The 25,553-nt window shown below is 47.5% G+C and carries 20 protein-coding genes and 2 tRNA genes; 16 read left to right on the top strand and 6 right to left on the bottom strand.

The window, feature by feature from the left end; all coding sequences use genetic code 11:
- Nucleotides 1–93: 93 nt before the first annotated feature.
- A complete protein-coding gene (gene brnQ / locus L4D19_RS00515; protein ID WP_428450677.1) occupies nucleotides 94–1,383 on the bottom strand; it encodes a branched-chain amino acid transport system II carrier protein in 1,290 nt (429 codons plus the stop codon).
- Between the two features lie 401 nt (nucleotides 1,384–1,784).
- Nucleotides 1,785–2,468: a pyrimidine 5'-nucleotidase gene (gene yjjG, locus L4D19_RS00510; protein WP_428450676.1), complete on the bottom strand. Its 684-nt coding sequence runs from the start codon at nucleotides 2,466–2,468 to the stop codon at nucleotides 1,785–1,787.
- Between the two features lie 290 nt (nucleotides 2,469–2,758).
- Between yjjG and ribA the strand changes: the two genes are divergently transcribed.
- Complete coding sequence (gene ribA, locus L4D19_RS00505) at nucleotides 2,759–3,811, top strand: GTP cyclohydrolase II (RefSeq protein ID WP_428450675.1); 1,053 nt, start codon at nucleotides 2,759–2,761, stop codon at nucleotides 3,809–3,811.
- An 89-nt stretch (nucleotides 3,812–3,900) separates the two neighbouring features.
- Here ribA and L4D19_RS00500 read toward each other — a convergent pair whose 3' ends face one another.
- Nucleotides 3,901–4,659 (bottom strand): substrate-binding periplasmic protein, encoded by a 759-nt coding sequence (locus tag L4D19_RS00500; RefSeq protein WP_428450674.1) that lies wholly within the window; start codon nucleotides 4,657–4,659, stop codon nucleotides 3,901–3,903.
- A 79-nt stretch (nucleotides 4,660–4,738) separates the two neighbouring features.
- Between L4D19_RS00500 and L4D19_RS00495 the strand changes: the two genes are divergently transcribed.
- Nucleotides 4,739–7,174 (top strand): response regulator, encoded by a 2,436-nt coding sequence (locus L4D19_RS00495; RefSeq protein ID WP_428450673.1) that lies wholly within the window; start codon nucleotides 4,739–4,741, stop codon nucleotides 7,172–7,174.
- Between the two features lie 64 nt (nucleotides 7,175–7,238).
- Here the strand turns inward: L4D19_RS00495 and L4D19_RS00490 are convergent, their stop codons facing one another.
- From L4D19_RS00490 to L4D19_RS00480, 3 genes are all read right to left on the bottom strand, one after another.
- Nucleotides 7,239–7,544 (bottom strand): hypothetical protein, encoded by a 306-nt coding sequence (locus L4D19_RS00490; RefSeq protein ID WP_428450672.1) that lies wholly within the window; start codon nucleotides 7,542–7,544, stop codon nucleotides 7,239–7,241.
- A gap of 88 nt (nucleotides 7,545–7,632) precedes the next feature.
- Entirely contained in the window at nucleotides 7,633–9,114 is a 1,482-nt protein-coding gene (locus tag L4D19_RS00485) for an FMN-binding glutamate synthase family protein (RefSeq protein ID WP_428450671.1), read from the bottom strand.
- Nucleotides 9,115–9,274: 160 nt separating this feature from the next.
- Nucleotides 9,275–10,174, bottom strand: coding sequence for a chemotaxis protein (locus tag L4D19_RS00480; RefSeq protein WP_089153720.1), 900 nt, complete (start codon nucleotides 10,172–10,174; stop codon nucleotides 9,275–9,277).
- Nucleotides 10,175–10,744: 570 nt separating this feature from the next.
- Between L4D19_RS00480 and L4D19_RS00475 the strand changes: the two genes are divergently transcribed.
- The 14 genes from L4D19_RS00475 to hycI all read left to right on the top strand — a co-directional run bounded on the left by L4D19_RS00475 (nucleotide 10,745) and on the right by hycI (nucleotide 25,358).
- Complete coding sequence (locus tag L4D19_RS00475; RefSeq protein WP_083652153.1) at nucleotides 10,745–12,943, top strand: glycosyl hydrolase family 18 protein; 2,199 nt, start codon at nucleotides 10,745–10,747, stop codon at nucleotides 12,941–12,943.
- A 163-nt stretch (nucleotides 12,944–13,106) separates the two neighbouring features.
- Nucleotides 13,107–13,289: a hypothetical protein gene (locus L4D19_RS00470; RefSeq protein WP_075767743.1), complete on the top strand. Its 183-nt coding sequence runs from the start codon at nucleotides 13,107–13,109 to the stop codon at nucleotides 13,287–13,289.
- A gap of 221 nt (nucleotides 13,290–13,510) precedes the next feature.
- Nucleotides 13,511–13,585, top strand: a tRNA-Gly gene (locus L4D19_RS00465).
- 455 nt (nucleotides 13,586–14,040) lie between these two features.
- A tRNA-Sec gene (locus L4D19_RS00460) sits at nucleotides 14,041–14,132 on the top strand.
- Between the two features lie 92 nt (nucleotides 14,133–14,224).
- On the top strand, nucleotides 14,225–15,589 hold the full coding sequence (gene selA / locus L4D19_RS00455; RefSeq protein WP_428450670.1) for an L-seryl-tRNA(Sec) selenium transferase: 1,365 nt from the start codon (nucleotides 14,225–14,227) through the stop codon (nucleotides 15,587–15,589).
- Nucleotides 15,590–15,601: 12 nt separating this feature from the next.
- Nucleotides 15,602–17,458: a SelB domain-containing protein gene (locus L4D19_RS00450; RefSeq protein WP_428450669.1), complete on the top strand. Its 1,857-nt coding sequence runs from the start codon at nucleotides 15,602–15,604 to the stop codon at nucleotides 17,456–17,458.
- Between the two features lie 290 nt (nucleotides 17,459–17,748).
- Entirely contained in the window at nucleotides 17,749–18,363 is a 615-nt protein-coding gene (locus tag L4D19_RS00445; RefSeq protein WP_428450668.1) for a 4Fe-4S dicluster domain-containing protein, read from the top strand.
- Nucleotides 18,360–20,309 (top strand): proton-conducting transporter transmembrane domain-containing protein, encoded by a 1,950-nt coding sequence (locus L4D19_RS00440; protein WP_428450667.1) that lies wholly within the window; start codon nucleotides 18,360–18,362, stop codon nucleotides 20,307–20,309. Before L4D19_RS00445 ends, L4D19_RS00440 begins: the two co-directional genes overlap by 4 nt.
- A gap of 2 nt (nucleotides 20,310–20,311) precedes the next feature.
- Nucleotides 20,312–21,265: a respiratory chain complex I subunit 1 family protein gene (locus L4D19_RS00435; protein WP_428450666.1), complete on the top strand. Its 954-nt coding sequence runs from the start codon at nucleotides 20,312–20,314 to the stop codon at nucleotides 21,263–21,265.
- Nucleotides 21,266–21,274: 9 nt separating this feature from the next.
- A complete protein-coding gene (locus tag L4D19_RS00430) occupies nucleotides 21,275–23,029 on the top strand; it encodes a hydrogenase large subunit (RefSeq protein WP_428450665.1) in 1,755 nt (584 codons plus the stop codon).
- Between the two features lie 11 nt (nucleotides 23,030–23,040).
- Nucleotides 23,041–23,589, top strand: a complete 549-nt coding sequence (locus L4D19_RS00425) for a formate hydrogenlyase complex iron-sulfur subunit (protein WP_428450664.1) — start codon at nucleotides 23,041–23,043, stop codon at nucleotides 23,587–23,589.
- A complete protein-coding gene (locus L4D19_RS00420; protein ID WP_428450663.1) occupies nucleotides 23,586–24,431 on the top strand; it encodes an NADH-quinone oxidoreductase subunit B family protein in 846 nt (281 codons plus the stop codon). The genes L4D19_RS00425 and L4D19_RS00420 overlap by 4 nt, the downstream gene beginning before the upstream one ends.
- A complete protein-coding gene (locus tag L4D19_RS00415; RefSeq protein WP_428450662.1) occupies nucleotides 24,424–24,873 on the top strand; it encodes a formate hydrogenlyase maturation HycH family protein in 450 nt (149 codons plus the stop codon). Before L4D19_RS00420 ends, L4D19_RS00415 begins: the two co-directional genes overlap by 8 nt.
- An 11-nt stretch (nucleotides 24,874–24,884) precedes the next feature.
- The gene (gene hycI / locus L4D19_RS00410; protein ID WP_428451386.1) at nucleotides 24,885–25,358 is read left to right on the top strand and encodes a hydrogenase maturation peptidase HycI; all 474 of its coding nucleotides are present in this window, start codon (nucleotides 24,885–24,887) and stop codon (nucleotides 25,356–25,358) included.
- Nucleotides 25,359–25,553 lie beyond the last annotated feature (195 nt).

Raw genomic sequence — 25,553 nt, 5'->3', positions numbered from 1 at the left:
ATCGATACTGGAACTCTGAATGACTGACGGCCCCTCTGTTATAGAGGGGCCGTTTTTTATGCTTCATTTTCGGAAGATTGTCGCGTTGACGGCCTATCGAAAAGCGGGCTGGCTTTTTGTCAATTTCAAACTTAAAGACTGGTAGCCTAGCAGCAAAGTACAAGGTAACAGCCAGCTTAGGTGGCTGTTATAGAGAGGCAACCATTGAAGCAGAGCCTGGTCAATCGATCCACTCACCATACCGAGTACGGCAGCTGTGTCGATACTGCCAAATAAAAAGGCCGTAAACACTAGGTACTTCAAGTGGTGGTTCTCTGTGAGTGATAAAGAAGCTGCGAGCACAAGGGCTATTGCGATAGGGCAGAGAACGAGAATTAAAGGCAGACTGAACGAAATAAGCTGCTCAAGTCCGACATTGGCCACAAGAGCGGTCAGTACGATCACGGCAGTGGCCGTTTTCGCAAATGGCAACTGGTAGGTTTTCTCAAAGTACTCGGCATTAGCATTGGTCAGCCCGATGACGGTAGTCAGGCATGCAGTCAGGGTAATAACAGCAAGTAGTACCTGGCCGACAGGGCCGAGTATTGCCGCTGAGTAGAGAGTCAGAATTTCACCGCCGTTGCTGGCACCAGCGGCTATCGATGAAGAGCTTGCTCCCAGGTAGCCCATTGCCAGATAACAAGTGCTCATCAGGATAATATAGATACCTGCGATAAAAAAACTGTAGCGCTGGATACCCGCTTGGTCTGTGATCCCTTTTTCCTTGATAGCCTGGATGATCACCCAGCCAAAGGCCACGGCTGCTATCGCATCCAATGTCATATAACCTTCTAGCAGGCCATTGACCAGCGGAGCCTGTTGGTAAGATTCAATGGCCTGAGTGGCCGAGCCCTGAGGGTAAAACATGGCAGTTATTACCAGGATACCCAGCATAGCTATCAAGGCTGGTGTCATAAACTTGCCGATGATGTCTACGAGCCTGCCCGGCTTAAGTGCCAGTAACAGGCACATTGCACAGAAGATGACGGAGAAGGGCAGCAGGTAATTTTCACTGACAAATGGCTTGAGTCCCATTTCATAGGCGACAGTAACCGCGCGGGGTAGTACGAAAGCCGGACCTAAAGTGATAAAAACCATAAGCCAGAATGTGCGATCCAACCACGGTGGGAGAGCTTGGGTGAGTTTGTTGGCAGAAGAGAGCCGTCCCAAAACGATAATAGTCAGTGCAGGCAGGCCGACAGCCGAGATCAGAAAGCCTAGCATCGCACTGAGCCAGTTCTCACCGGCTTGCTGGGCCATCATTGGGGGGAATATAAGGTTACCTGCACCTAGAAACAGTGCAAAGGTTGTAAAGCCAATGGCCGTGATATCTCTTTTTTTCAATGGAACCACCTTCAGTCTTGTGTCAGCTGGGTGGTTAGAAAAGAGTGGTTGGGTGCTCTGTTTCGCCAGCCAGGCTGACGAAAAACAAAAGCCGTCAGCGTCAGGAAATGACGACGACGACAGAGACAAGTGCGCAGGAAGCTGCACAAGATAAAACTTGCGGGCAATCGGACTGATTATTAATCATTGAGTTGCGCATACTACACACTTGGAGTTTGAATAAGTGGGATTAACATAATGTGGGTTTTGAACGATGTAAAGATTTATTTTGTACTGCATATGCACTGAAAACTCAGACTTTTATTCTGCTTATTTTGGTTTTGAGTTTAAATTATTGATATTAAAGCAATTAATGGGAGGGGCTAGCGGCATCCGGATAATATGCCGCTTGCTGTCTGGCGTTAGGCTGATTTGTGGCTTAATAGCTTGTTGAGTTCGTTCAGTGTGGAAACTTGGTAATTTGGCTTGATCCCTTCAGGAGCCTGATGACCATGTGTATTTAGCCAGCAAGTATGGATACCGGCATTTATTCCACCCAGTATATCTGAGTGCGGGTTGTCACCAACCATCAGAACCTCATCTTTGTCCGGGTGCCCCATTTGGGCTAGGGCAAAATCAAAGATACCGCGATCTGGCTTCGCGATTCCGACTTGCTCTGAGATGACCAATGTCGAGAAGTAGTCTTGGAAGCCGGTGCGCTCGAGCCTAACTTGCTGAAGTTCTGTAAAGCCGTTGGTGATAATCCCTAACTCTGCCCGATCCTGAAGGCTGTGCAGCAATTCTTTGGCGCCGGGCAGCGGGGCGCAAATGTCGGCCATTGCGGTCAGAAAAGCGCTGTTGATAAATTGCGTCGTGACCTTGAGCTCCTCTGCCCACGACTGAAAGCGGATGTTTTGTAGTTGCTGAGCTGTAATGACGCCATCTTGGTAATCAACCCAGAGAGGTTTGTTGATTCGTTGGTATTCTGCATAGTCGTCTTGGGTAAACTCGATACCTAAACGCGAAAACATCAATTTCAGTCCTTGAAATGCATCAAAGTGAAAAAGGGTTTCATCTGCATCAAAGAGTATCCACTTATATTTCATTTATTTTCTTCCGATCTTTGGTTCGCCTCACGCTGGTGTGGGTAGATAATACCGCAATTAATACTCAATTTTCTCTCTTAATTGCATAAATGCCAGTTGAATATGAAGCTGTAGGCTTAATCTGCCTGTCTTTTTGGATATACCCATAAGTGGTTATATATGCTTAATTACAATGTCTTGCTTGCTATCCTGATTATTTAACTATACTTGGGAGTATGGAAATAAAGGCAAGGAGAGCCTCCGCTAATCTGCAATTGTTTCTTTAATCTAATGCTAAGGAGTAACATTGAATGGTTGATGAAATACAGTTCTATGAGCCAAATGAAAGCCACGGATTCTTATCAAACTTCGCGTCTAGTCCTATTACATTAAGTGATATTGTATGGCCAACAAGTGAGCATTACTATCAGGCACAGAAGTTTGTTGAACCTGAGATTCAGCAGCAGATTTTAAAGGCGGAAACACCAGACTTGGCATTTAGCTTAAGTCGCCAATATGCCGACAAGGTAAAAGAAGACTGGATGGAAGTTCGCACGGCGGTGATGCGGTTCATTGTATTTGAAAAGTTCCGCCAAAACCCTCGTCTGGCGCATTTGCTTGTCAGTACGGGTGACAGCGTAATTAAAGAGCATTCGCATAAAGATGATTTCTGGGGAGATGGCGGAGACGGCAGCGGCCGCAATGAGCTAGGCAAGATCCTGATGGATGTGCGCGATTATTTTGCAAAGAAAGAGCCGTTTAATCTTGTCCACTTTGTTGATAGTGCTAAGCTTCCAACGCAGTGGGGAACCTTCCAGATGTACGGCTTTATCGAGCAGGCAACCGGCAAGGAACATTTGGCGCTAGTCTATGGCGAACTGGATCCGGAATCGCCGCCATTGATCCGTTTGCACTCGGAATGCCTGACCGGTGATGCCCTGTTTAGTGCTCGGTGTGATTGTGGTTTCCAGTTATCCAGAGCAATGGAGAATATCGTCAATGCCGGAAGTGGCGTCTTGTTTTATTTGCGTCAGGAAGGACGCGGCATTGGCTTGATTAATAAAATTCGTGCTTATCATCTCCAGGATGACGGCGCTGATACGGTAGAAGCCAATGAGCGATTAGGCTTTGCTGCCGATATGCGTGATTATTCTTTCTGTCGGGGAATGTTGAGCTTTCTGAATATTAAATCGGTTAAGTTGATGACGAACAACCCAAGAAAAGTAAAAGCATTGACCAGCGCCGGAATTAATATAGAAAAAAGGGTTCCTTTGCAGGAAGGTAATAATCCTCACAATGAAAACTACCTAAAAACGAAGGCGTCAAAACTTGGGCATATGTTTGACGAAGAATTTATAAAGTAGTTATTATAAATTCGAATGAAAATTATATAAAAACGCAGCATAAGCTGCGTTTTTAATTTATCATGATCGTGGTAATTAACTACCAATTGTCAGAAGTAGTTTCTAACAATATCGTCAATAGCTCCTGAGGTTTTCAATTCTTTTAGTTTTGAATTTATAAAGCTCTGCATGTTTTTGTCCATTTTAGGATCAAAAGCGAGGTAAATTGGGTAGTCCGGAATGACAGAACTAAAGGGTTGTATCTCATATTGAGATAAGTTCTGATTTTGCTGTGACAGGTTATATTTTACCCGTGATTCCATTTCGACAAAAGCCGTATCACCCGGAAGCTTTTTGATCACACGAAATGCTGCGCTGTAATCTTTAACCCTTAGCTCTTCGACGTCTCCAGACTCGAAGTAAGGCGTCAGTTGTGGATAGTCAAAGCCATGCAGTAATACGACAACCCTGTCACTCATGTCTTGCATTGAGTTGAATTCAAATGGATCCTTGTTGCTACTGACTAGTACATGTTTGACGTTATAAATTGGAATGTCGGACAAGTTTTCAGCCTGAACGCCTCCCCAACCTGGACTGCCGTAAGTGATCCAGTTGGGTTTTCCGCCTGCTTCAAGTAGCGAAATCATCCGGTTGAAAGGGTATGTATGATAGTTGATGTCGTACTGACTGTCCTTGAAAATAGCTCTTACGATGTCTGTGACAATACCGCTGTGGTTATTGTTACCTTTTTCAATCTGGAATGGACTGGCCTGCTTGGCGATGACGTAATAATTTATAGACTCGGCATTTATTGCAAAGCTTGAGCAAGATAACGTTAATGCGGTTGCAATAGGGAAAAATTTATTCATTTTGTGTCCTTACCTTAACTATCCCGTTGAAGAAGCTATTATTATGTTAGTAGAAGAAGGATAAGATGCGAGTTTAAGGATGAATAAAACGTATCAAGAAATAAAGCCCAAACGGAAAATGGGTATAGCTAGGCAAATACTATTTTCAATTTTGTTAATTAGCTCACTCTTTACCTTGTTCACGACGTGCTTGAACCTCTACATTGATTACAAGCAGGATTTGGCGGCGATCGAAGAAAGGTTCGTCCAAATAGAAGAAAGTTATCTTTCAAGCCTGGTATCAAGCTTGTGGGTGGAGGACCGTGAACAATTGGCCACCCAGGCAGAAGGTATAATGCATCTGCCCGGATTGCATTATTTAGAAATTACAGATAGTGAAGGTGCCATTATAAGGATTGGCTCGGAGTTGCCGAAATACATGCACCAGAAATCTTGGGACATGGTTTATAAACTTGGTAATAAAGAGTACAACCTGGCGACTTTAACCGTTCAGTCTGATTTGTATGTTGTTTATCAGGGGCTGATAGACAAGTTTATTCTGTTGCTGCTGAGTCAGGCAGTACAAATTTTCGTGATCTCTGTCTTTATCATCCTGATCATGTATCGGCTGGTTGTTCAGCCGCTGACCCAGATGTCTCGCACTGTGAGCGAGTTTGACTCGGACAAGGTGCCAAAGGCGATTCATCTTCGAGAGCGTTGGTTTGAAGATGAAATGTCCATTTTGTCGAATCGCTATAACCAGTCCGTAGAACAGATCCGCGAGCATTATTATCAGCTCGAAGAGGCGCGGGAGTACGCAGAACAAGCCAACCGCAAGAAAAGCGAGTTTCTGGCCAATATGAGTCATGAAATTCGTACCCCGATGAACGGGATCATCGGCCTGTCGAGTCTGATGAAAGAGATGGACTTGCCAGAGGAGCAAAAAGAGTATGTGAATATGCTCAATACCTCCTCGCTCTCTTTGCTGGATCTGATTAACGATATATTGGACTTCTCAAAGATAGAAGCAGGTCGGTTAGAGCTTGAACATAACATATTGAATTTATTCGAGCTGAACAAAGAAGTAGAATCTGTCTTTTTGGTCAGGGCGGCCGAGAAAAGTTTGGCTTTTCGCTGCTCGATTGACCGAAATATCAGCCCGATGCTGTTGGGTGATGCAACCAAGCTTCGCCAAGTGTTGAATAATTTGATAAGCAACGCGATAAAGTTTACGGAAATGGGGTTTGTAAACCTCTTTATTCAGCGTGAGGGAGAGGATCACAAATCCGTATCTGTGAGGTTTGAAGTGTCAGATAGCGGCATCGGTGTCCCGAAAGAAATGCACGATGCTATTTTCGAAAAGTTTCAGCAAGCCGATGGAAGTACCACCAGGAAATATGGCGGAACCGGATTGGGGCTCGCCATTTGTCGCGAGATTATTCGGTTGATGGGTGGAGAACTGAAACTAGACAGTGAACCTGGAAAAGGCAGTACTTTTTCATTCTTGCTGACGCTTGAGAAAAATATATTACCAACTGCGTCCAGTACTGACATTAAGCTACTGTCCGATCTATCTGTGCTCCTCGTTGATGACAGCATGCTCAATATGAGGATCACATCAGCCCAGTTGAGTAACTTCGGGGCAAAATCGACATGTTGTGAAAATGCCACCGAGGCAGCTGATTTTGTGTTACAGGCGATCCGCGGCAAAGCGCCTTACGATTTGATCGTGATAGATAAAATCATGCCTGAGATTAATGGGTTTGAATTAGCCAAGCAACTTAGGATCCAGTTTGCAGAACGCTGCCCGAAAATGATGATGATTTCGGCCGGGCCGGAAGTCGGGGATGAAGAAAAAGCCAGAAAATCCGGCATTCGTTCTTATTTGGCAAGACCCTATAAAGAAGCCAACTTGAAATGGACTGTCCAGCAGGTTGTCCGTAGCAATGATATTGATCTTACAGAAGTTGATCACGATTTGCTTACTGTGTCTGATAGTCAGCAGCAAATTCAGCCTATGCAGACAATGCCAGAGGCGTATTTAGGTGCTACCCGGCAATCATCTCGCTTTAAGAGTGCTGGTAATTCAGATGTGTCGTCAGAAACAGCTTCTGCGCCTGATTTGATGACTTTGCGGGAAAAGGCCGATAACCATGCACAGGCGCAGGTTAGCGTATTAGTTGTAGAAGATACTATTGTAAATCAGAAAGTTGCCCAAATGATGTTGGAAAAGTTAGGGGCTAAGGTCGATATTGCCGATAATGGTCAGGTTGCGATTTCGAAGTATCGTAAAGGGCATTTTGATCTTATTTTCATGGATTGCCAGATGCCGGTGCTTGACGGGTTTAAAGCAACGAGGGCAATTCGCGAATTAGAGTCAGAAGGACAGCGAATACCGATTATTGCTCTGACGGCCAATGTGGTGAAAGAGGAAAAGGATAAATGTTTTGACGCAGGGATGGATGATTTTGTTTCGAAGCCTGTTAGCCAGCAGATGTTGGCAAATATGCTTAAAAAGTACTTGCCGTCACCCTGACAGAGAAGTGTTATCAGGTTTGAATCAGACAGGGAGCGGATATCGCTCCCTGCTTGGTTTGTGCTTATGCGGGATGCTGGGAAAGACTGTAATTGGCGCTTTGGTTGTATAAGTTAACGACCACAGTCAGCGTATCCTTGCGAGTATCTTCTGAGATATCCTGAATAACGTAGAAATCTGAATCTTTGTATTGCAGGTTCTTATCCACTAAGCGTAACAAGCTGTCTTCTATGTCACCTTGAATTTCTATTGTTTCGATCAGCTCAAATTGGCCGAACTGAATTTCAGATGGAGAGAGAAGCTCAGGGGAAGCCAATGAGCTGGTCGATGCTCCCAGAAGGAGAAGAGTTAAGATAGCGCGCTTGATCATGGAGAACCTACAAATGTTGCTTGGCTGTAGGACTACTTTGCCATATCAGGATTTTTTTAATGTCAGAAAACCGTCAAACAGTCCATGTTTAATGATGCATTTCATAGAGTTTTTCCAGCGCAACGGATAAGCCGTTTGCCGTTACAATTCTGATGTGGGATTTATCCAGCTGCCTGACATTGCTTACGCCGCATGAGTGGGCGATCAGACCGATACCATAGTGGATATATTTGTTGTAGTTGGCCACTCGTTGTGTTTTATCTTCGACATTGAGACCTTGCTGCAGCCGCTTGTTGTGGGTAGTGATCCCTGTTGGACAGGTATCTTTATTACATTGCAGTGCCTGAATACAGCCAAGGGCGAACATATGGCCTCTGGCAGACACAACAAAGTCGGCGCCAAGCGCGATAGCCCAGGCGACTTTTGACGGGGTGATCAACTTGCCGGAGGCGATGATCTTGATACGATCTTTAAGCTGTCTCTCTTTTAGCAAATTGACAACAAGGGGCAAGCTTTCTTTTAGCGGTAAACCAACGTAATCCATGAGGGGTTGTGGGGCGGCGCCGGTACCACCGTCAGCACTGTCGATGGTGATGAAGTCGGGGGCACTTTCTGCTCCTCTTCGTTCGATTTCATCGAGGAGATCGTTGAACCATTTTAATGAGCCGAACACAGCCTTAAATCCGACAGGCTTGCCGGTTATTTCCCGGATCTGCTCGATTCTGTCCAGAAGATCGCCTACCGAGCGGATATCTTTGTGGCCGTTGGGGCTAATAGAATCCTGCCCTTCGGGAATACCGCGAATTTGGGCGATTTCCGCCGTCACCTTCTTGCCTGGAAGCATCCCGCCTTTGCCCGGCTTGGCACCTTGGCTAATTTTGATTTCGAACATTTTCACTTCTGGGTGGGAAGCTATATCACGGAGTTTTTCCTCGCTCAAATTGCCATTTTCATCACGAACGCCATATTTGGCCGTACCAATTTGAAAGACAATGTCGGCCTTTCCTTCCAGGTGGTATGGGCTCAGGCCTCCTTCTCCGGTATTCATCCAGCAACCGGCAATTCGTGCACCGTTCGACAGTGCCCGTACAGCAGGTTTGGATATAGCGCCGTAACTCATGCCTGAGATATTGAAGATTGAGCTGGTGGTATAGGGAGTACGGCAATGTTCGCCTATGGTAATGGCGGCAGGTACGACGGCATCTTCTTCCAGGGTCGGAAAGGCACAGTTCATGAACATAATCGTACCGGTAGGATCCAAGTTGCGGGTTGAACCAAAAGCAAGAGTGCGGTCAACATTCTTGGCAGCTTTATAGACCCAGCTACGTTCAGCGCGATTAAAGGGCATTTCCTCCCGATCCATGGCAAAGAAATACTGTCTGAAGAACTCGCCTTGTTTTTCAAATAGGTAGCGGAACCGACCAATAACCGGATAGTTGTGTCGAATCGCATGCTTATGTTGCCTGATATCGACAATATACATATAGATCACAAGCAGTCCGCCTAGCCCAAGGATGAAGATGAACAGACCGGAGAGAAAATCGATACTTAGCAGAATAAAGTCAGCCATAGCTTACCTCTTTACTGTTAACCCTAGCCGTAATAAAACTTGCTGCATTAACCCTAGTTGAATTTAGATAAAGAACGGGTGAGGGAGAGATAATTTCACAAAGAGGAGAAGGGCACTAAGGGTGCCCTCATCGTATTGGCCGAATTTTGATGAAGCGGCGTTAAGCTGTAGCGCTGACTTTTTCTGCCCCGCGTAGCATGGCATGAATAAGCTCATTGGCTTCAAACTTGGTGAGTGCTTCGTGAGCACCGACCTGGTGAGCCTGGGAAACACTGATTTCACTCGATAGAGAAGTATGCAGAATAATGTAGGCATGGTTGAGTTTGCTGCTATTCTGGACCTCGAAAGCAAGCTCATAGCCGTCGAGCCCAGGCATTTCAATATCACTGACCAAAATGTCGAACGGACTGCCAACATCAGCCGCATGCTCAAGCATGCTAAGTGCATCACTGCCGTTGGTTGCAATGAAGTAGGGAATACTAATGCTATCAAGCGCTTGAGACAACTGGCGCCGAGCCACCGCGGAATCATCAACCAGCAATATTTTGAGCGGGCGAAGGATCTCGCGCTGAACATCGGTGAGTACTGGATGCAGACTGTCTGGCGTATCTGGAAAAACTTTCGAGAGCAGTAACTCGACATCGAGCAGCTGAATAAGTTTGTTATCGACTTTCATAACGCCGGTGACAAATACATTGCTTCCCAGCGCGCTTGGTGGCGCATCAATGTTGTGCCAGTTGCATTCTGTAATTTTATTGATGCCGCGCACCAAAAAACCGACCAGCATACGGCGACAGTCAGTAATGATAATGTAGCAGTCTTTCAATTCTTCTTTGCTGAGCGGCGGGTAACCTACGGCCTTAGCCATGTCGATCACTGGCAATGTATCGCCCCGCAAATTGGCAGCCCCTAATACTGTCGGGTGTGAATGCGGAATAGCCGTCAAAGGTGTATAAGGGACAATTTCTTTTACCTTCAGCGTTCCAATAGCAAAAGACTGGAGCGATGTTAATTGAAAAAGCAGCATTCCCTGAGATTGATTCGTTGCGGTTTTGATCATTTTCAATCCCTGTAAGCGCGTTAGAAATTACTCAGATATATAATCCACTATAGTAGCTTTTTATGACGTTAATAGGAATTGATGTTATTGAGTTTGTTGTAAATTTATGAGAACTGTGAGGCATAGTGAATATAGAACAATAGCAGTGATTCTTTTATGGAATGCTGTGTTTTAAATCATGTTATCATCATTTGTCATACTTTTTATGGATCTTATTTGGTTTTATGAATCATCTTGTCGGTTTTGTCTGATCATGAAGCTAAATATCTGGCTACTTGGAATGTAATTAGAACGAATGCCATTTTGTTTACAAAAATTGCACATATTTCCTAGAAGTATTATTAAAATTTTTCAATAATTTTCGCGAAACAAAAAAACTTCACTAACAATGATTACGAACTCTTAGGAGAGAGGCTTTCGGACGATGGTTTCTTTGTTGTAGGGCAAATAGCTTCTGATTGTGTAAACGTAAACCATGCCTGAATGCAGCTAACAAAGAGTCACTTGTGGGTCTCGATAACAAAAAAGTCGTACCCGGATGATTTTAGTAATGATGACGTGGAGTAAAACATGAAAAAGGGATTGAACCTGAGCAAAGTTGCCGGCGCTGTTGCCGCTATGTTGTTAACAGGGGTAGCCAGTACCGCTCAGGCGGCACCGACACATGATAAGAATGTGATCGGTTACCTCACCCAGTGGGAAGCCTGGAAGGGGCCGAACGAAGGATTTAGTGTCAAAGGTGAGGCCACCCACCTGAACGTAAATATGGATATTTACTCTATCCTCAACTTCTCATTCTTTGGTGTTGCTAAAGACGGTTCGCTGCATAGTGGTGATTTACGAAATAAAAACATCTATCAACCGACGGCTGTTCAGGAACCCGGACCTCTGCTCCACCCAGATGTTTATTCTAGCTGGGATTTCCATATTCTTTGGGGTGAGCTTGAGTATGTTCACCAGTTCCCGGTCAACGAACCATGGAATCAGGAGCAATACCTCAAGGTTAAAAACCAAGGTTTTGTACAGCATGGAAATGGCTGGTTACATGAGCCGACAGGCATCACAGGACAGTTCCCAATCCCTCTGAAAAAAGCAGGCGGTGCACCAGGCCTTATCGATCTAGCCCATTCTAAAGGTGTGAAGGTCATGGCATCTCTGGGTGGCTGGAGTATGTCGAAACACTTCCCTGAAACGGCGCAAGACCCAGTCAAGAAAGCACGCTTCCTGGCTGATGTCGATAAGCTGATGGCATTAGGCTTTGACGGGATTGATATTGACTGGGAATTCCCGGGAAGCGGCGGTATGAATTTCCCGGGTAGTCCGCGAGATTTTGCTGATTTCGAACAGTTGATGGAAGATATTCGCGAGCGAATTGGCCCGAACAAATTGCTAACGGCTGCTTTCTCGGCTGCACCGAATAAACTTGAGGGTTATAACTGGCCCCGCCTTGTTGCCTCCATGGATTATTTCAACATGATGACCTACGACCTTAACGGTGGATGGTCAAATGTAGCCGGACATAACTCGCCGCTATACGGATATCCGGAGGAAGAATTCGCTGAATTCAACCTCGATTATCTGCGAAACTGGATGGCAGCCAAAGGCGTTCCTTCAAACAAAATTAACTTTGGTGCTGCGTTTTATGGCCGTGGTGTACAAACGACCGAGCCAGTGGCGTATGTCGGTGCCCCGACCGAGAAACGTACCGTCAACTTCAGTGTCGATGGTCCGACAAATTCAGCGGCAGACATGGATAACTGGAAAGCTTTCGAAGGGCAGCCAAACTATAACTACATCATGAACAAGCCTGGCTGGGAGCATAAGTGGGATGCCAATGCCGAAGTACCGTATGCGGTGAAAGGCAAATACTTCCTTAGCTATGATGATGTACCTGCTATCGAGAAGAAGGCCCAGTACATTGTCGATAACAACTTGGGTGGTGTGATTGTCTGGCAGGTCCATGGTGATATTAAGTGTGAGGGCACCTTTATTAACCATGGCGCTAACCTTAAGGAGTGTACCAAGCTAAGCTCGCCACTTGCCGAGGCAGTTGATCGTGTATTCAGCGCTGGTACGGTACCAAATAATGCGCCTGTACTAACTGTCCCTGCGGCCCAGTCGGCTAACTCCGGTCAGGTGATCAGCTTCGTTGTTTCTGCAACCGATGCGGATGTCGGTGACAAGCTGACCTTCAGCGCAACCAATGCCACCGTTGTCGATAATGGCGATGGCAGTGCAACGGTTACCTATCAGGCTCCGAATACAGCGACTGATTTGCAAGAAGTTGTTGCCGTCAAGGTGACAGATGGCCGCAAGAGTGTAACGAAGAATGTGGCGGTGAATGTGAAAGGAACCGGAGTGGGTGGTAATACTGCTCCTGTACTGACGGCACCAGCAACGGCTACAGTAGCCAGCGGCCAACAAGTCGTGATCTCTGTTGCGGCAGATGATGCTGAAGGTGACGCGTTGTCGTATACAGTTTCAAGTGGCACAGTGGCCACGACTGCGACAGGTGCTGATATTACCTTCGTAGCTCCAACAGTATCGGCAGAGACCGTGGTTAATCTTGTTGTGACTGTGTCGGACGGCCAGGCAGAATCAAGTAAAACGATTGCTGTGACAGTAACGGTAGACGCAGCAACGACTTGGGATCCTAATGCCGTCTACGTTGGTGGCGATATTGTTACCTACAATGGCGTGAAATATAAAGCCAAGTGGTGGACAAAAGGTGAGCGCCCGGATCAAAGCATGGTTTGGCAGCAAATCTGAAGCCAATCTCAATCTCTAAAGTAAATAGTCACTAACCGATGATAGCCCTGCAAATGCAGGGCTATTGCCTTGCCTGAATTACCGACGGCAGGACAAATGTAATAGGCAGCACTATATTTAAGATGTCACTTGGGCGTTGGACATTTGATGAAGGTAGGCGACTATGGAGCTACGTAACAAGTCAGGAGATATTGCTAAGCTTGCTGATAACCTGACATTAAAAGAGATTGTTGATATGGGGTTCTCTCTGGATATCTGCGACGAGAGTTATGATCCTAATGAGCACTGGACAGTAAGCAACAAGGCACAAAAGGGTAAAGAAGGCGAATACCCTTCAAGTAAATAGATGAACAGAAATGTATTTACAAAAGCTGGCCTTATGCCAGCTTTTGCTTGTTTAGGTTTAGGCGATATTGAAGCTATGTGGTTGTTTAATAAGCATCTAACAAGGTGTTTTGTGATGTGTGTCATATTTTAAAAATCAATGCTTTATTTCAAAGCGCATTCTGGACATTATGAACGTGTTCGATGCAGAACGTCACTGCACTCCGTAGTGATACCAATAAAGCGGGCATCGTATAATGGCTATTACCTCAGCCTTCCAAGCTGATGATGCGGGTTCGATTCCCGCTGCCCGCTCCAAGTTTCCCCTTGTACAATAACCAATCTGAATATTTCAAAATAAAGCGCTTAATGGCGTGTTTTGCTGTGTCTGGCAATTAGCTATAGCTCTGATGCTTTTCCTTAGTAATACCAATCTACATAAGTATTTGATCATTCTTGCTGGTTAAAATCACTTTTAACTGCGTTATGAATTTTGTAATTAGAGTAACTAGTTAACAGCAATTCATGCCTTGTTCTAAGTGATTTTTCCTGCGCAACTATCTGAACAACTACTTATCCAGATTGGTATAATCTTTCCTGCGCAATGACCTAAACAACTAGTTATCCAGATTGGCACAACTACGTGATCTTCGTGGTTAGTTTCTAAATTGATAGCTGTTTTACCGCATTCTTATAAATTCTCCTTATTTGTATGATAAATGATTTATATCAATAAATTATTCATCTTCTTCGCATAGTATGCACGCAGTTTCGGAATGAGATGAGGTCTGGTGGCCTTCTCGGTCTTCAAAACCGATGTGAGCTGAATAGGCTCTGGCAGGTTCGATTCCTGCCTCTTCCGCCATTTCAAGCGCTTAAATGGCTCTTTCAGTACAGACTATGTTTGAGATAAAGCATGGTCATTGTTATGTCTGGATCAGTTCAAGGAATGCGCCAGTGGCCGTCAAAACTGCAATCAATTATCGTCTCCCCCAAGTAGAACAACTTCTGCAACACCTTTCCCTGCGACCCTATGTTTTAGCCTTGAGCCGGCCTGTTGTAACAGAGATTATTCGTTCTCAGCTTACCCTTATTCGCCAGTCTGAGCGCTTTAAAGTGCAAGGTGTCGAGGGTATAGATGTGTTAGCTGCGGTAATCAAAGTCTGCGAGGTTCAGCAGTCTAAGCGTCAGATGAGAGTGCTTAATGCCACTGGTATTGCGGTACATACCAACCTGGGGCGTTCGCCGATTGTTACTGAGATATGGGATAGCGTACGTGATGTGAATACCGGTTACAGTAACCTTGAGCTAGAACTTGCTACCGGTAAGCGTGGCGGCCGAAATGGTTTGTTGCCGACGCTGGTAAATGCATGGCTTGGGGCTGAGGACTGTGTCATTGTCAACAATAACGCGGCTTCTATTTATCTGGTCTTGCATGCGCTGGCAGCGGGCAAGGAGGTGATTGTCTCTCGTGGTGAGCAAATTCAGATTGGTGGCGGTTTTCGTATTCCCGATATCCTGGCGCTCTCTGGGTGCAAGTTGGTTGAGGTGGGTACTACCAATATCACTACCAGCGACGACTATATCAACGCGATCACCGACAATACGGCTATGGTATTGATGGTGCACCAGTCTAATTTTTCAATCCAAGGATTTACCGAATCACCTGATATTCAGGATGTTGCCAAACGCTTACCCGAACATGTTCAACTGGTGGTTGATCAAGGGTCGGGCTTGTCATCGGAACAATACGCCAGCAGCGAGACGTCGCTTTCCCGATATTTGCAAATGGGGGCTGATCTTGTGTGTTTCTCTGGCGACAAAATTCTCGGCGGCCCGCAAGCCGGGATTATTGCGGGGCGTCAGGCATTGACGACAATATTGGCGAAAAACCCGATGATGCGGGCCTTCCGCCCGGGCCGCATTGTTTTGTCACTGTTGGAAGAGTTGCTGATACGAAAACTAAACCAGGCCCCTTCAGGCGAAGGTATTGCACAGCTTACTCTCCTTCGTTGCCGGCACACCCGCACTTTGGCCGACCGTCTGGCGGTAAAGTGGTCGCCGTACGCTGAAACGGTTCCGATGGAGATGCTGGTGGGCGGTGGCTCTATTCCGTCCGAAACCTATGATTGCTACGGCCTAGCCTTGTTGCTACCGGGTAAGGCGCAACAACATCTTGATGCCCTGCGGGCGATGCCTACTCCGATTATTGCTTATTTACATGCTGAGCGGCTGATGCTGAATCTGGCGACTTTGCTTGATGAGGATCTTCCTCGCTTTGAAAGCCAAATAGAACACTATCTACAACGTTTCCAGGAATAGGTCGAGAACACGATGATACATGCAAAAAATGTGGAGCCTGCCTATCAGGCTGTAGTGGGGTTGGCGGGGCATGTTGACCATGGCAAGACTGCACTGATTGAGGCGTTGACGGGGATTGTTACCGCTCGTCCCCATGAGCAAGCATTGGGGATGACTCAAGATTTGAGCTTTGCTCATTTTCAAGATGATCATGGCAATACTATCGGTGTTATCGATGTACCGGGGCATGAGCGATACTTGCGCAATATGGTTGCAGGAGTATGGCACCTCAATGCGTTGATTTTGGTGGTTGCGGCCGACGAAGGCTGGATGCCGATGACAACCTCCCATGTTCAGGTTGCCCACGCCATGGGGATAGAGGAGATCATCGTTTGTATTAACAAGCGTGACAAGGTTTCTCCCGAGCGTCTGGCCGAGATTGAAGAACAAGCGTTGGAAAATGTGATGGAGATGACGGACATGGTCCCGGAGCTGATCTCGGTATCGGCACTACACCAAGACAATATACCGGCGTTGCGGCAGTTAGTTATCGAGACTGTTGCACGGACATGCATGGCTCCAGAGTCATGTGCGTCGAACTCTGAACCTGAACATTCTGGCTATGTGAATCCGCCGTTTCTGTATGTTGACCGTGCCTTTGTTGTTAACGGGATCGGAACGGTTGTGACCGGTACCTTGGCGCAAGGCTGCTTGCGCATCGGCGATAAGGTGCGCTGTTACCCCTTGGGAAAGGTGGGTACTGTGCGTTCGATTCAAGCTTATCATCAGCAGCTGGATTCGGTGTCAGGAACCTGCCGGGTTGCGGTCAATATTAAGGGACTGACCCGTAAAGAGGTTAGGCGAGGTTACCTTCTGACCGGCACTGAGTCAGTGCTCCCGATGGTTGAACACTGTGTGGTGCGTATCAGTCAAACTCAAACGGCATCGCCGGCTAAGCGCCAGCGCGAAGTCGAGGTGGCTATAGGAACGTGGCACGGTGTCGCCAAGCTCTGTTATATCCCTGAAACGAAATTGGCGCGACTGGTATTTAAACAATTGCTACCACTTCAGTTTGCCCAGCGTGTTGCGATTATCCTCAAAGGGGGAAGTCGCCTGCTGCATGGTGGCGAGGTGGTGTGGTGTGACTTTATTCCATCAGGCCGTAAACGCCGAATCTATGATGAGTTAGATCAGTTACCTGCGGTTTTGACGCCTGCATTCAAGTATCAGCTTCTGTTAAATCTGCAGGGATATTTTGATACCAGTAAAGTCGGTACGATCAAGGGATATCAAGGCCGTTATCTTGATCCGATTATGTTTGCGCCAGAATGGCTGACGAACACCGAGCACACCCTGCTCGCAATGTTGGCCGAAGATGGTGCAATGGGCATCGGCGAAATTGGCAGTCGGCTACGGTTGGACGATATGGTGTTATCGGTGATTATGCAGGCGATAAAACAGCAGGATAAAGTGCACCTGAGCCATGGTAAGTGGTGTCTCGGGCAGGGTGAAAATGAGGATGATTTGCCAGCTGAAGCGTTGGCATTGTTAGAGCAGGTTCGTGGATTGGGTAAGGCTGGTCTGGAACTGAACAAGGTGTCGGTGACGGGCGGAAAGAAATGGCTGCGTCAGCTGGCACACTATAAGTATATTACCGCGCTGGATGAAACCATTTACTATGATATGGCGCTGTACCAAGGCATCGTCCAGGCGGTGGTTGCAGACCATCAGGCGCAGGATCGTATCACGATGGGTGACATAAAAACGCGCGCCGGGTTGAGCCGTAAGTATGCAATTCCACTCGCCAATCGGATGGAAAAAGACGGCTGGGTGAGGCGTGACGGTGACGAGCGGATCATTCTCCGTGCCTGGCAATCAGTGTCGGTATAAACCGAAAACAATACTAAGAAAGGCGGTAGACCCATTGTGTGTCTACCGCCTTTTTTATTGCGGAGAATACGGCTGAAAACAGGGGCGTGTCGGCACATCGCTGTCATTCGACACTATTGTCGATATTGATTGACGATAATAGTGTCGATGACAACTGATTGATAATGAGGTGTATCTGATTTCTTATCTATTTTGATTTTAACTTATTGATAAATAACGCTAAAAATAAAAGTGTGATTAATGGCACACTCTTTGCTATTTGCAGGGTTTTGCAATTGACTAGGAATGTCATGAAAAGCTTTGTAATTGCAGATCCTATGAAATGTATTGGCTGTGGTACCTGCATGGCAGCGTGCTCAACAGTACATAAGAAAGAAGGCCTGCAAAGCCATCCCCGGCTGACGGTGATTAAGCATGATGATGCGACAGCACCTGTTATGTGCCGTCACTGTGAAGATGCCCCCTGTGCCAAGGTATGTCCTGTTCAGGCCATTACCAAAGAAGGTGACCGGGTTTTACTTAACGAGACCCTGTGTGTTGGCTGTACGTTGTGTGCAGTTGCCTGCCCGTTTGGCGCGATAGCCTTTGATGGTAGTCGTCCCGTAGCGATGGCAAACAGCTACGATACCTTTATCCCCTCGACTCCTCGCTCCAGTAATCCATCCACTTCGGTATCCAGTACGTTCGGGCAAGACATTCTGGCCTGGGAGCCCGGGGTGAAAAGCATTGCCGTGAAATGCGATTTGTGTGGTTTCCGTGAAGATGGCCCGGCCTGTGTCGAGGTCTGCCCGACTCAGGCGCTGGTGGTGGTCGATGAGGAGAGTGTGACCAAAGCACGTCAGGCGAAACGCCAATGTGCCGCAGAAAGTTCTGCATCAGTGAAAGATGGAGCCGTAACAAAATGAATCCGTTAGTTTTAGTTCTATTTGCCTTGGTTTGTTATGGCATTGCCGCGCTAGTATCGCTGGTGGGGCGCAAACAGGAACAAGATAGCTTGCGTATCGCAGGGGTGATCAGTGCCTTTGGTGGATTATTTGGCATGCTTGCAGGCCTAACCACTATTGTTTGTGGCTATGACTCGGCAGATGCCGCTGCCGTAGCGGGTCGTGTTGTGAATATGGACATGTTGTCTGCCTTGATGGTGGTTGTGATATCTATCGTGACCATGGCAGCTTCTGTCTATTCCATCAATTACCTTAAAGAATATTTAGGTAAAGGTGGCTGGAAAATTAATATTCTGTTCAACATTTTTGCCGCCGCGATGACAGCTTTGGTGGTGTCAGCCAATGTAATGGTCTTTATCGTGTTTATGGAGATCATTTCACTGGCTTCCTGGCTGATTGTTATCAGTGACGGCAGCCTCTCAAGCAAGAAAGCAGGCTTGCAATATTTCATTGCCGACCATGTAGCAAGTGTGTTGATCATGGCAGCATTTTTGATTTTAGCGCTGCATGCCAACAGTTATGACTTCAGTGCATTTAGCCATAATCCTGTTACCGGCACCACGTCATCACTGGTGTTTTTATTGGCGTTGGCCGGCTTTGGGATTAAAGCTGCCGGTATCGGTCTTCATGGTTGGTTGGCAAAAGCTTATCCGGTTGCCCCTTCGTATTGTTCGACGTTGATCTCTTGCGTCATGGTGAAAATCGGTATTTACGGCATTTTAAAAGTTGGCGTGCTATTTCTTGGCGCAACCCAGATGTGGTGGGGCTTTCTGGTACTGATTTTTGGTGCCCTGTCGTCTGTGCTCGGGGTTATGTATGCCCTTGCTGAACATGACATCAAGCGCTTGCTTGCTTATCACACGATCGAAAATATCGGCATCATTTTAATTGGTGTCGGGGTGAGCATGATAGGGATTGCCTCTCATCATCCGACCTTGGCGTTGCTGGGGTTGCTGGGCGGTCTGTACCACTTGCTGAACCACGCGGTATTCAAAGGTTTGTTGTGTCTTGGTTCTGGCTCGATTGTCTATCGGATGCATACCAAAGACATGGATAAAATGGGCGGTCTGGGCAAAACCATGCCAAAAACCGCTATTACATTCCTAATCGGTACCTTGGCTATCTGTGCATTACCTCCGCTCAATGGTTTTGTCTCTGAATGGTTTATTTACCAGTCGCTATTTAGCCTTGGAAAAACTGGCAGCGTAGCCAATTTGCTGGCAGGGCCTTTTGGCATGGTAATGCTGGCGTTAACCGGGGCGTTGGCCTGTATGTGTTTCGTCAAGGTTTACGGTATCTGTTTTGCCGGTGCACCTAAAACGGAGCAAGCGGCGAACACCCGCGAAGTTGGGCCTGCAATGGTAACGGCGACATCGGCTCTCGCGGTGCTGTGTATTGTGCTGGGTATCGGCTCGCCATGGATTGCACCATATTTCTCTGCAATAGCGTCTTCGATTTTGCATATCGCGCCAGTCTCGGTGGCGAATGGTATGGCGGTATATCCTGCTGTTGCCGATCAGGCGATTCTATCGACGCCCGTCATTGCGATTGCGCTGACCCTACTGACCTTGGTGCCGGCGATTTTGCTATATGCCTTCCGTCAGCGCCGATTGGCTAATCGTCAACAAGGCGACCCATGGGCCTGTGGTTACCAGTACGAGCACCGTATGACTGTTTCTGCCTCAGGTGTCACTCGCCCGATGCGCCATATGTTTGGTTTCATTTATAACAACCGTCCTCAGCAATCGTTGACTGAACGCTACATATTGCCGCGTCTTTGCCTAACCACCGATGGTAGCCAGAGCGTAGAAGATAATGGTCTTGATAGCCGTAAAGTCCATTTCTTGTGTAGCACCGTCGCGTTATTTGTCGTGTTGTTCTTTCCCTTCATGTCAGGAGTGAGTTGATCATGTCTCCACTTGAAATGCCAGCTTCCGGCTGGATTGTGTTGGCCGTCGCACAAGCAATGCTCATGTTAATGCTTGCGCCGTTAGCCACCGGGTTCTCTCGGGTACTACGCGCCAAAATTCACTCGCGCAAAGGGCCGGGGATTTTGCAGGATTATCGCGATATTGCCAAGCTACTCCGTCGCCAGTCTGTTGCTCCCTCCAATGCCGGGTTTATCTTTTGGATCATGCCGTGGGTGTTAATTGTCACCATGTTACTTATTGGTATGGCACTGCCAACCGTGACTCAGGTATCTCCGTTTCCTATTTCAGGCGACATTATTACTGATATCTATTTGCTGGCGATTTTTCGTTTCTTCTTTGCGCTAGCGGGTATTGATTCCAACAGTATGTTTGGCGGATTGGGCAGCAGCCGGGAACTCACCCTGGGTATTTTGGTAGAACCTATTTTTATCCTGACGATTGTGGTGGTGGCACTGGCAGTCGGGACAACTGACTTGGGGTATATCAGTCATGCGCTGGCAACTACCCCGTGGCACCAACCGCTAACGATTATCTTGGCCGGTGCTATCTGTGCGTTTGCGTTGTTTATTGAGATGGGCAAGTTGCCGTTTGACAGTGCAGAAGCCGAACAGGAGCTGCAGGAAGGACCGGTGACGGAATACTCTGGTGCCAGTCTGGCGATGGTAAAGCTGGGTCTTGGTCTCAAGCAGCTTGTGGTTGCCCAGCTATTTCTAGCGATTTTCATTCCCTGGGGAAAAGCGACGAGCTTAAGTGCTGACGGCTTATTTGCTGCATTCGTCATTTTGTTCATTAAATTGCTGGTGGTGTTCTTGATTGCAGGTATTGCCGAAAACACCATGGCACGCTTTCGATTTATGAAAATTCACCGCGCAATTTTCCCTGCTTTTCTGGTGGCCGTATTGGCGCTGGTCTTTTTAATTTTCGGTTGGTAAGTAACGGTAATGATAAACAATACAATTGAACAATATAACACTAAGCCACAACAGGGGCGGATTGGTAAACAGTATGTCGATGGTGTAAATCATTTCTTTCCGTCAGCCATTATTGATGAAGAGTGGCAGACTGACAACCAAGTGACAATTACGGTGAAAATGACGTCATTGGTCGAGGTCATGAAATGGCTCTATTACGATCAGGGCGGCTGGCTGGCCGTAACGTTTGGTAACGATGAACGCAGCTTGAATGGGCATTTTGCGGTTTATCATTCACTTTCTATGGAAGGTGAAGTGAAAAGCTGGGTAACCGTAAAAGTCTTGGTGGATGCTAACAGCCAGGAGTTTATTTCGGTGACACCGACGATCCCAGCTGCCGTGTGGGGCGAGCGTGAAGTCCGCGATATGTACGGTTTGCATCCGGTTGGGTTGCCTGATGAACGTCGATTGGTATTGCCTGATGACTGGCCTGAAGATCTTCACCCGCTACGTAAAGATGCGATGGATTATCGTCAGCGTCCACAGCCAACGACAGAAACGGAAACCTATCAATTTGACAACCAGCTGGGTAATGACAGTAACCGAATTGTGCCGGTAGGCCCGCTGCATATTACGTCTGATGAGCCAGGACACTTTCGTTTATTTGTTGACGGCGAAGACATTGTCGATGCCGATTACCGGATGTTCTATGTTCACCGTGGGATGGAAAAACTGGCAGAAACCCGCATGGGTTACCAGGAGGTGGCCCAGCTCACTGATCGGGTCTGCGGTATTTGTGGTTTCACGCACAGCGTCGGCTACAGCAACACGATCGAGAACGCCTTGTCGGTCGATGTACCGTTTCGCGCCAAGATGATCCGGACCGTATTGTTGGAAGTGGAACGTCTGCATAGTCACTTGCTTAATATCGGTCTGTCGAGCCACTTTGTCGGTTTTGACTCGGGCTTTATGCAGTTTTTCCGCGTCCGTGAAAAGACCATGGAACTGGCTGAATTACTCACCGGCGCCCGTAAGACTTACGGGATGAACCTCATTGGCGGTGTTCGTCGTGATTTCTTAAAAGACCAGCGCCTAAAAGGTATCGCATTAGTACGCGAAGTACGTAAGACCTTTTCTGAATTAGTCGATGTACTGCTTGCCACCCCTAATATCGAGAGCCGTATTGCCGGAGTCGGTATTCTTGCCAAAGATATTGCCCGTGACTTTAGCCCGGTAGGTCCGCTTATTCGTGCCAGTGGTTTCAAGCGCGATGCACGTATTGTCCACGGCCAGTCGCTGGAATCTTACGGTAATGTTCCTTTTGAATTGCAGAGCATGGAAAACGGAGATGTTCAGTCTCGTGTGATGGTACGGATCGGCGAAGTTTTTGATTCATTGAATATTGTCGAATATGGCCTTGATCACCTGCCTGCTGGGGCGATTTTGACCGAAGGGTTTGATTACGTGCCGAATAAGTTTGCGCTTGGCTTTACCGAAGCACCGCGTGGCGAGAACGTTCATTGGAGTATGACGGGTGATAACCAGAAACTATTCCGCTGGCGTTGCCGTGCCGCAACCTATGCCAACTGGCCGACGTTACGCTATATGTTGCGCGGCAATACCGTTGCCGATGCTCCGCTGATCATTGGTAGCCTTGACCCGTGCTACTCCTGTACCGACCGTGTCACCATTGTCGATACCAAGAAAAAGCGCAGCAAAACCATCCCGTATAAAGCGATTGAGCAGTACAGCATTAACCGCAAGCACTCACCATTCAAGCTTTAGCAGGAGGCCATGTGTTTAAGCTATTAAAAACTGTAATTAAAACCGGTGAGGCAACGAAGAAGTACCCGTTTGCCCCGCTTGAGGTCTGTGAAGATTTCCGTGGTAAGCCCGAATTGGATGCCGAACAGTGCCTGTCTTGTGGTGCCTGTACCCGTGCCTGTCCTGCCAATGCCCTGATCATGGAAACCGATGCAAAAGCAGGGACTCGCCGCTGGGAACTGTCAATGGCGCGCTGTATTTACTGTGGGCGCTGTGAAGAGGTTTGCCCTACTAAGGCCATTACGTTGTCGCAGAATTTCGAGCTGGCGGTAACGTGCAAAGAAGATCTGTATGAAGAGGCGATGTTCAGTCTGGCCGACTGCTGTCAGTGCGGACGCCCGTTTGTGGCCCGTAAATTACTGGAGTATGTGTTAGATACTCTGGCGCAAAGCGGGGTGACTGGGGAGCAATTAAAGCTGCGTCGCCAGCAGTTGGAAACCTGTCCGGAATGCCGTCGCAGCAACAATATGCTCGACAGCGAAAATATCAGTCATCTGCGTTATCTTGAGGAGGAATTGTGAAAGGTATCAAACAGCTGGTCGGAGCCGCGCATACCCAAACCGTTCCTGTCGCTCAAGCGCCAAACAGTCGGCAACTGAAAGATGTGCTGATCAAACTAATCCGCCGCTCGGCATATGTCTACCGCGTCGATTGTGGAGGTTGTAATGGTTGCGAAATTGAAATTTTTGCAGCCACTACACCGGTTTTTGATACCGAACGCTTTGGTATCAAGGTTGTCGCCTCTCCGCGCCATGCCGATATCCTCTTGTTCACGGGAGCCGTTACCCGCGCGATGCGCGCACCGGCCCTTCGCGCCTACGAGGCGGCACCGGATCCAAAAATTGTAGTGTCTTACGGGGCGTGTGGTTGCGACGGCGGTATCTTCCACGACTTGTATTGCGTGTGGGGCGGGACCGACAAGATTGTACCTGTCGATGTCTATATTCCGGGTTGCCCGCCAACCCCCGCAGCAACTATTTACGGTTTTGCCGTGGCGCTAGGCCTGCTGGATCAAAAACTTCACGCCAAAACCCATCAGCCAGAGGCACAGAAAGCGATCCTGAAACATACCGGTATTCCGCTTGATATCAAGGTGATGATTGAGCGCCAGGCCCGTCTCTTGGCCGGTTACGTGCAAGGGCAACGTATTGCTGATGAAGTCATGGATGTGCTGGCAACCTGCAGTGCTGACAATGTCGACAGCAAGATAGCAGCTTATTTGACTGAAAAAGATGATCCGCGTTTAACCGAAATCGTCAATCTTCTGCTGAGTCAAACCATGGAGGCATTGACCGGGCTAAGTGGTTGCTCGAATAGCACAGGAGAAAAGGTGAAACCGCGTGAGGTAACGGCCGATGAGTGAGGCATTCGTTGACCTGGCACAGTCACGTCATATCAAGGGGCATGTCTATTTCTATAGTCTGAGCCGCAAGTTTGTCGATGAAAGTTACGATGTGCCGGAAGAAGCCAAGCAGATCATGTATTACAGCTTGGCTATTGGTCATCACCTTGGGGTGGTGGACTGTCTGAATGCCGTATTGGAGTGCAGTGGCGAAGAATATCTGGCGTGGATTAAGGGGCTTCCCGAAGACAGTGAAGCCTTTCGGAAAATGCAGGGGTTTCTGGTGTTCGGCGAAATCACCATTTATCCGGATCACCTTAATATGCTGGCTTGTGCTTTTGATGCCATTTCATCCGACGAACAATCAGAAATGTCTATGCGCCTGACGAAGGGGTTTATTCGTGCTCTGACAGCGATTTACCACGAACCGAGTATGTATATGATGATTCGAGGTGGCCAGTGAGCAATATTCAGATGCAAACAGCAACAACGGGCAAACAGATCGTATTGACCGTGGGTAACAGCATGATGGGTGATGATGGTGCAGGACCGCTGCTGGCCGAGAGGCTAAGAAACCAGCCGGTGTCAGGTTGGGAGGTGATGGAGGGGGGGGCAATGCCCGAAGATTGTCTGCACCTGATACGCTCGGCGATGCCGGAACGTGTGGTGGTGGTTGATGCTGCGGATATCGGCGAGACGGCGGGAACGGTACGGATCATCGACCCGGATACCATCGCCGATATGTTCATGGTATCGACCCACAGCCTGCCGCTGAGTTTCTTGATTGACGAGCTGAAAACCTTTGTTCCCGAGGTGGTCTTTGTTGGAATTCAGCCCGCAATTGTTGCCTTTTCATTCCCGCTGACCGAGATGGTGGAAGAGGCTGTGTCGGCTGTCTATACCAAGCTGTCGGATTGGCAGGGCGCTGATAGTTTCGAACATTGCTGACGAAACGTGTCGATACTCTTCGACATTTCTGACGAAAGCTGTCGACATTGTGTATCGACATTCATACAAAGCCCGGCACAAGCTGGGCTTTTCTTATTAATTCTTTTGTTTTTAGTGGCTTACAATATTTATTGTTATTTGTGTATTGTTGGCACACTACATGCTTAATAGGGGTGAGGTCACAGTTTTGGCTTC

The sequence above is a fragment of the Photobacterium kasasachensis genome (assembly GCF_050336885.1).
GTDB lineage: Bacteria > Pseudomonadota > Gammaproteobacteria > Enterobacterales > Vibrionaceae > Photobacterium > Photobacterium kasasachensis.
Note: the sequence above shows the minus strand (reverse complement) of the source record. Positions and strands in the feature narration are given on the sequence as shown.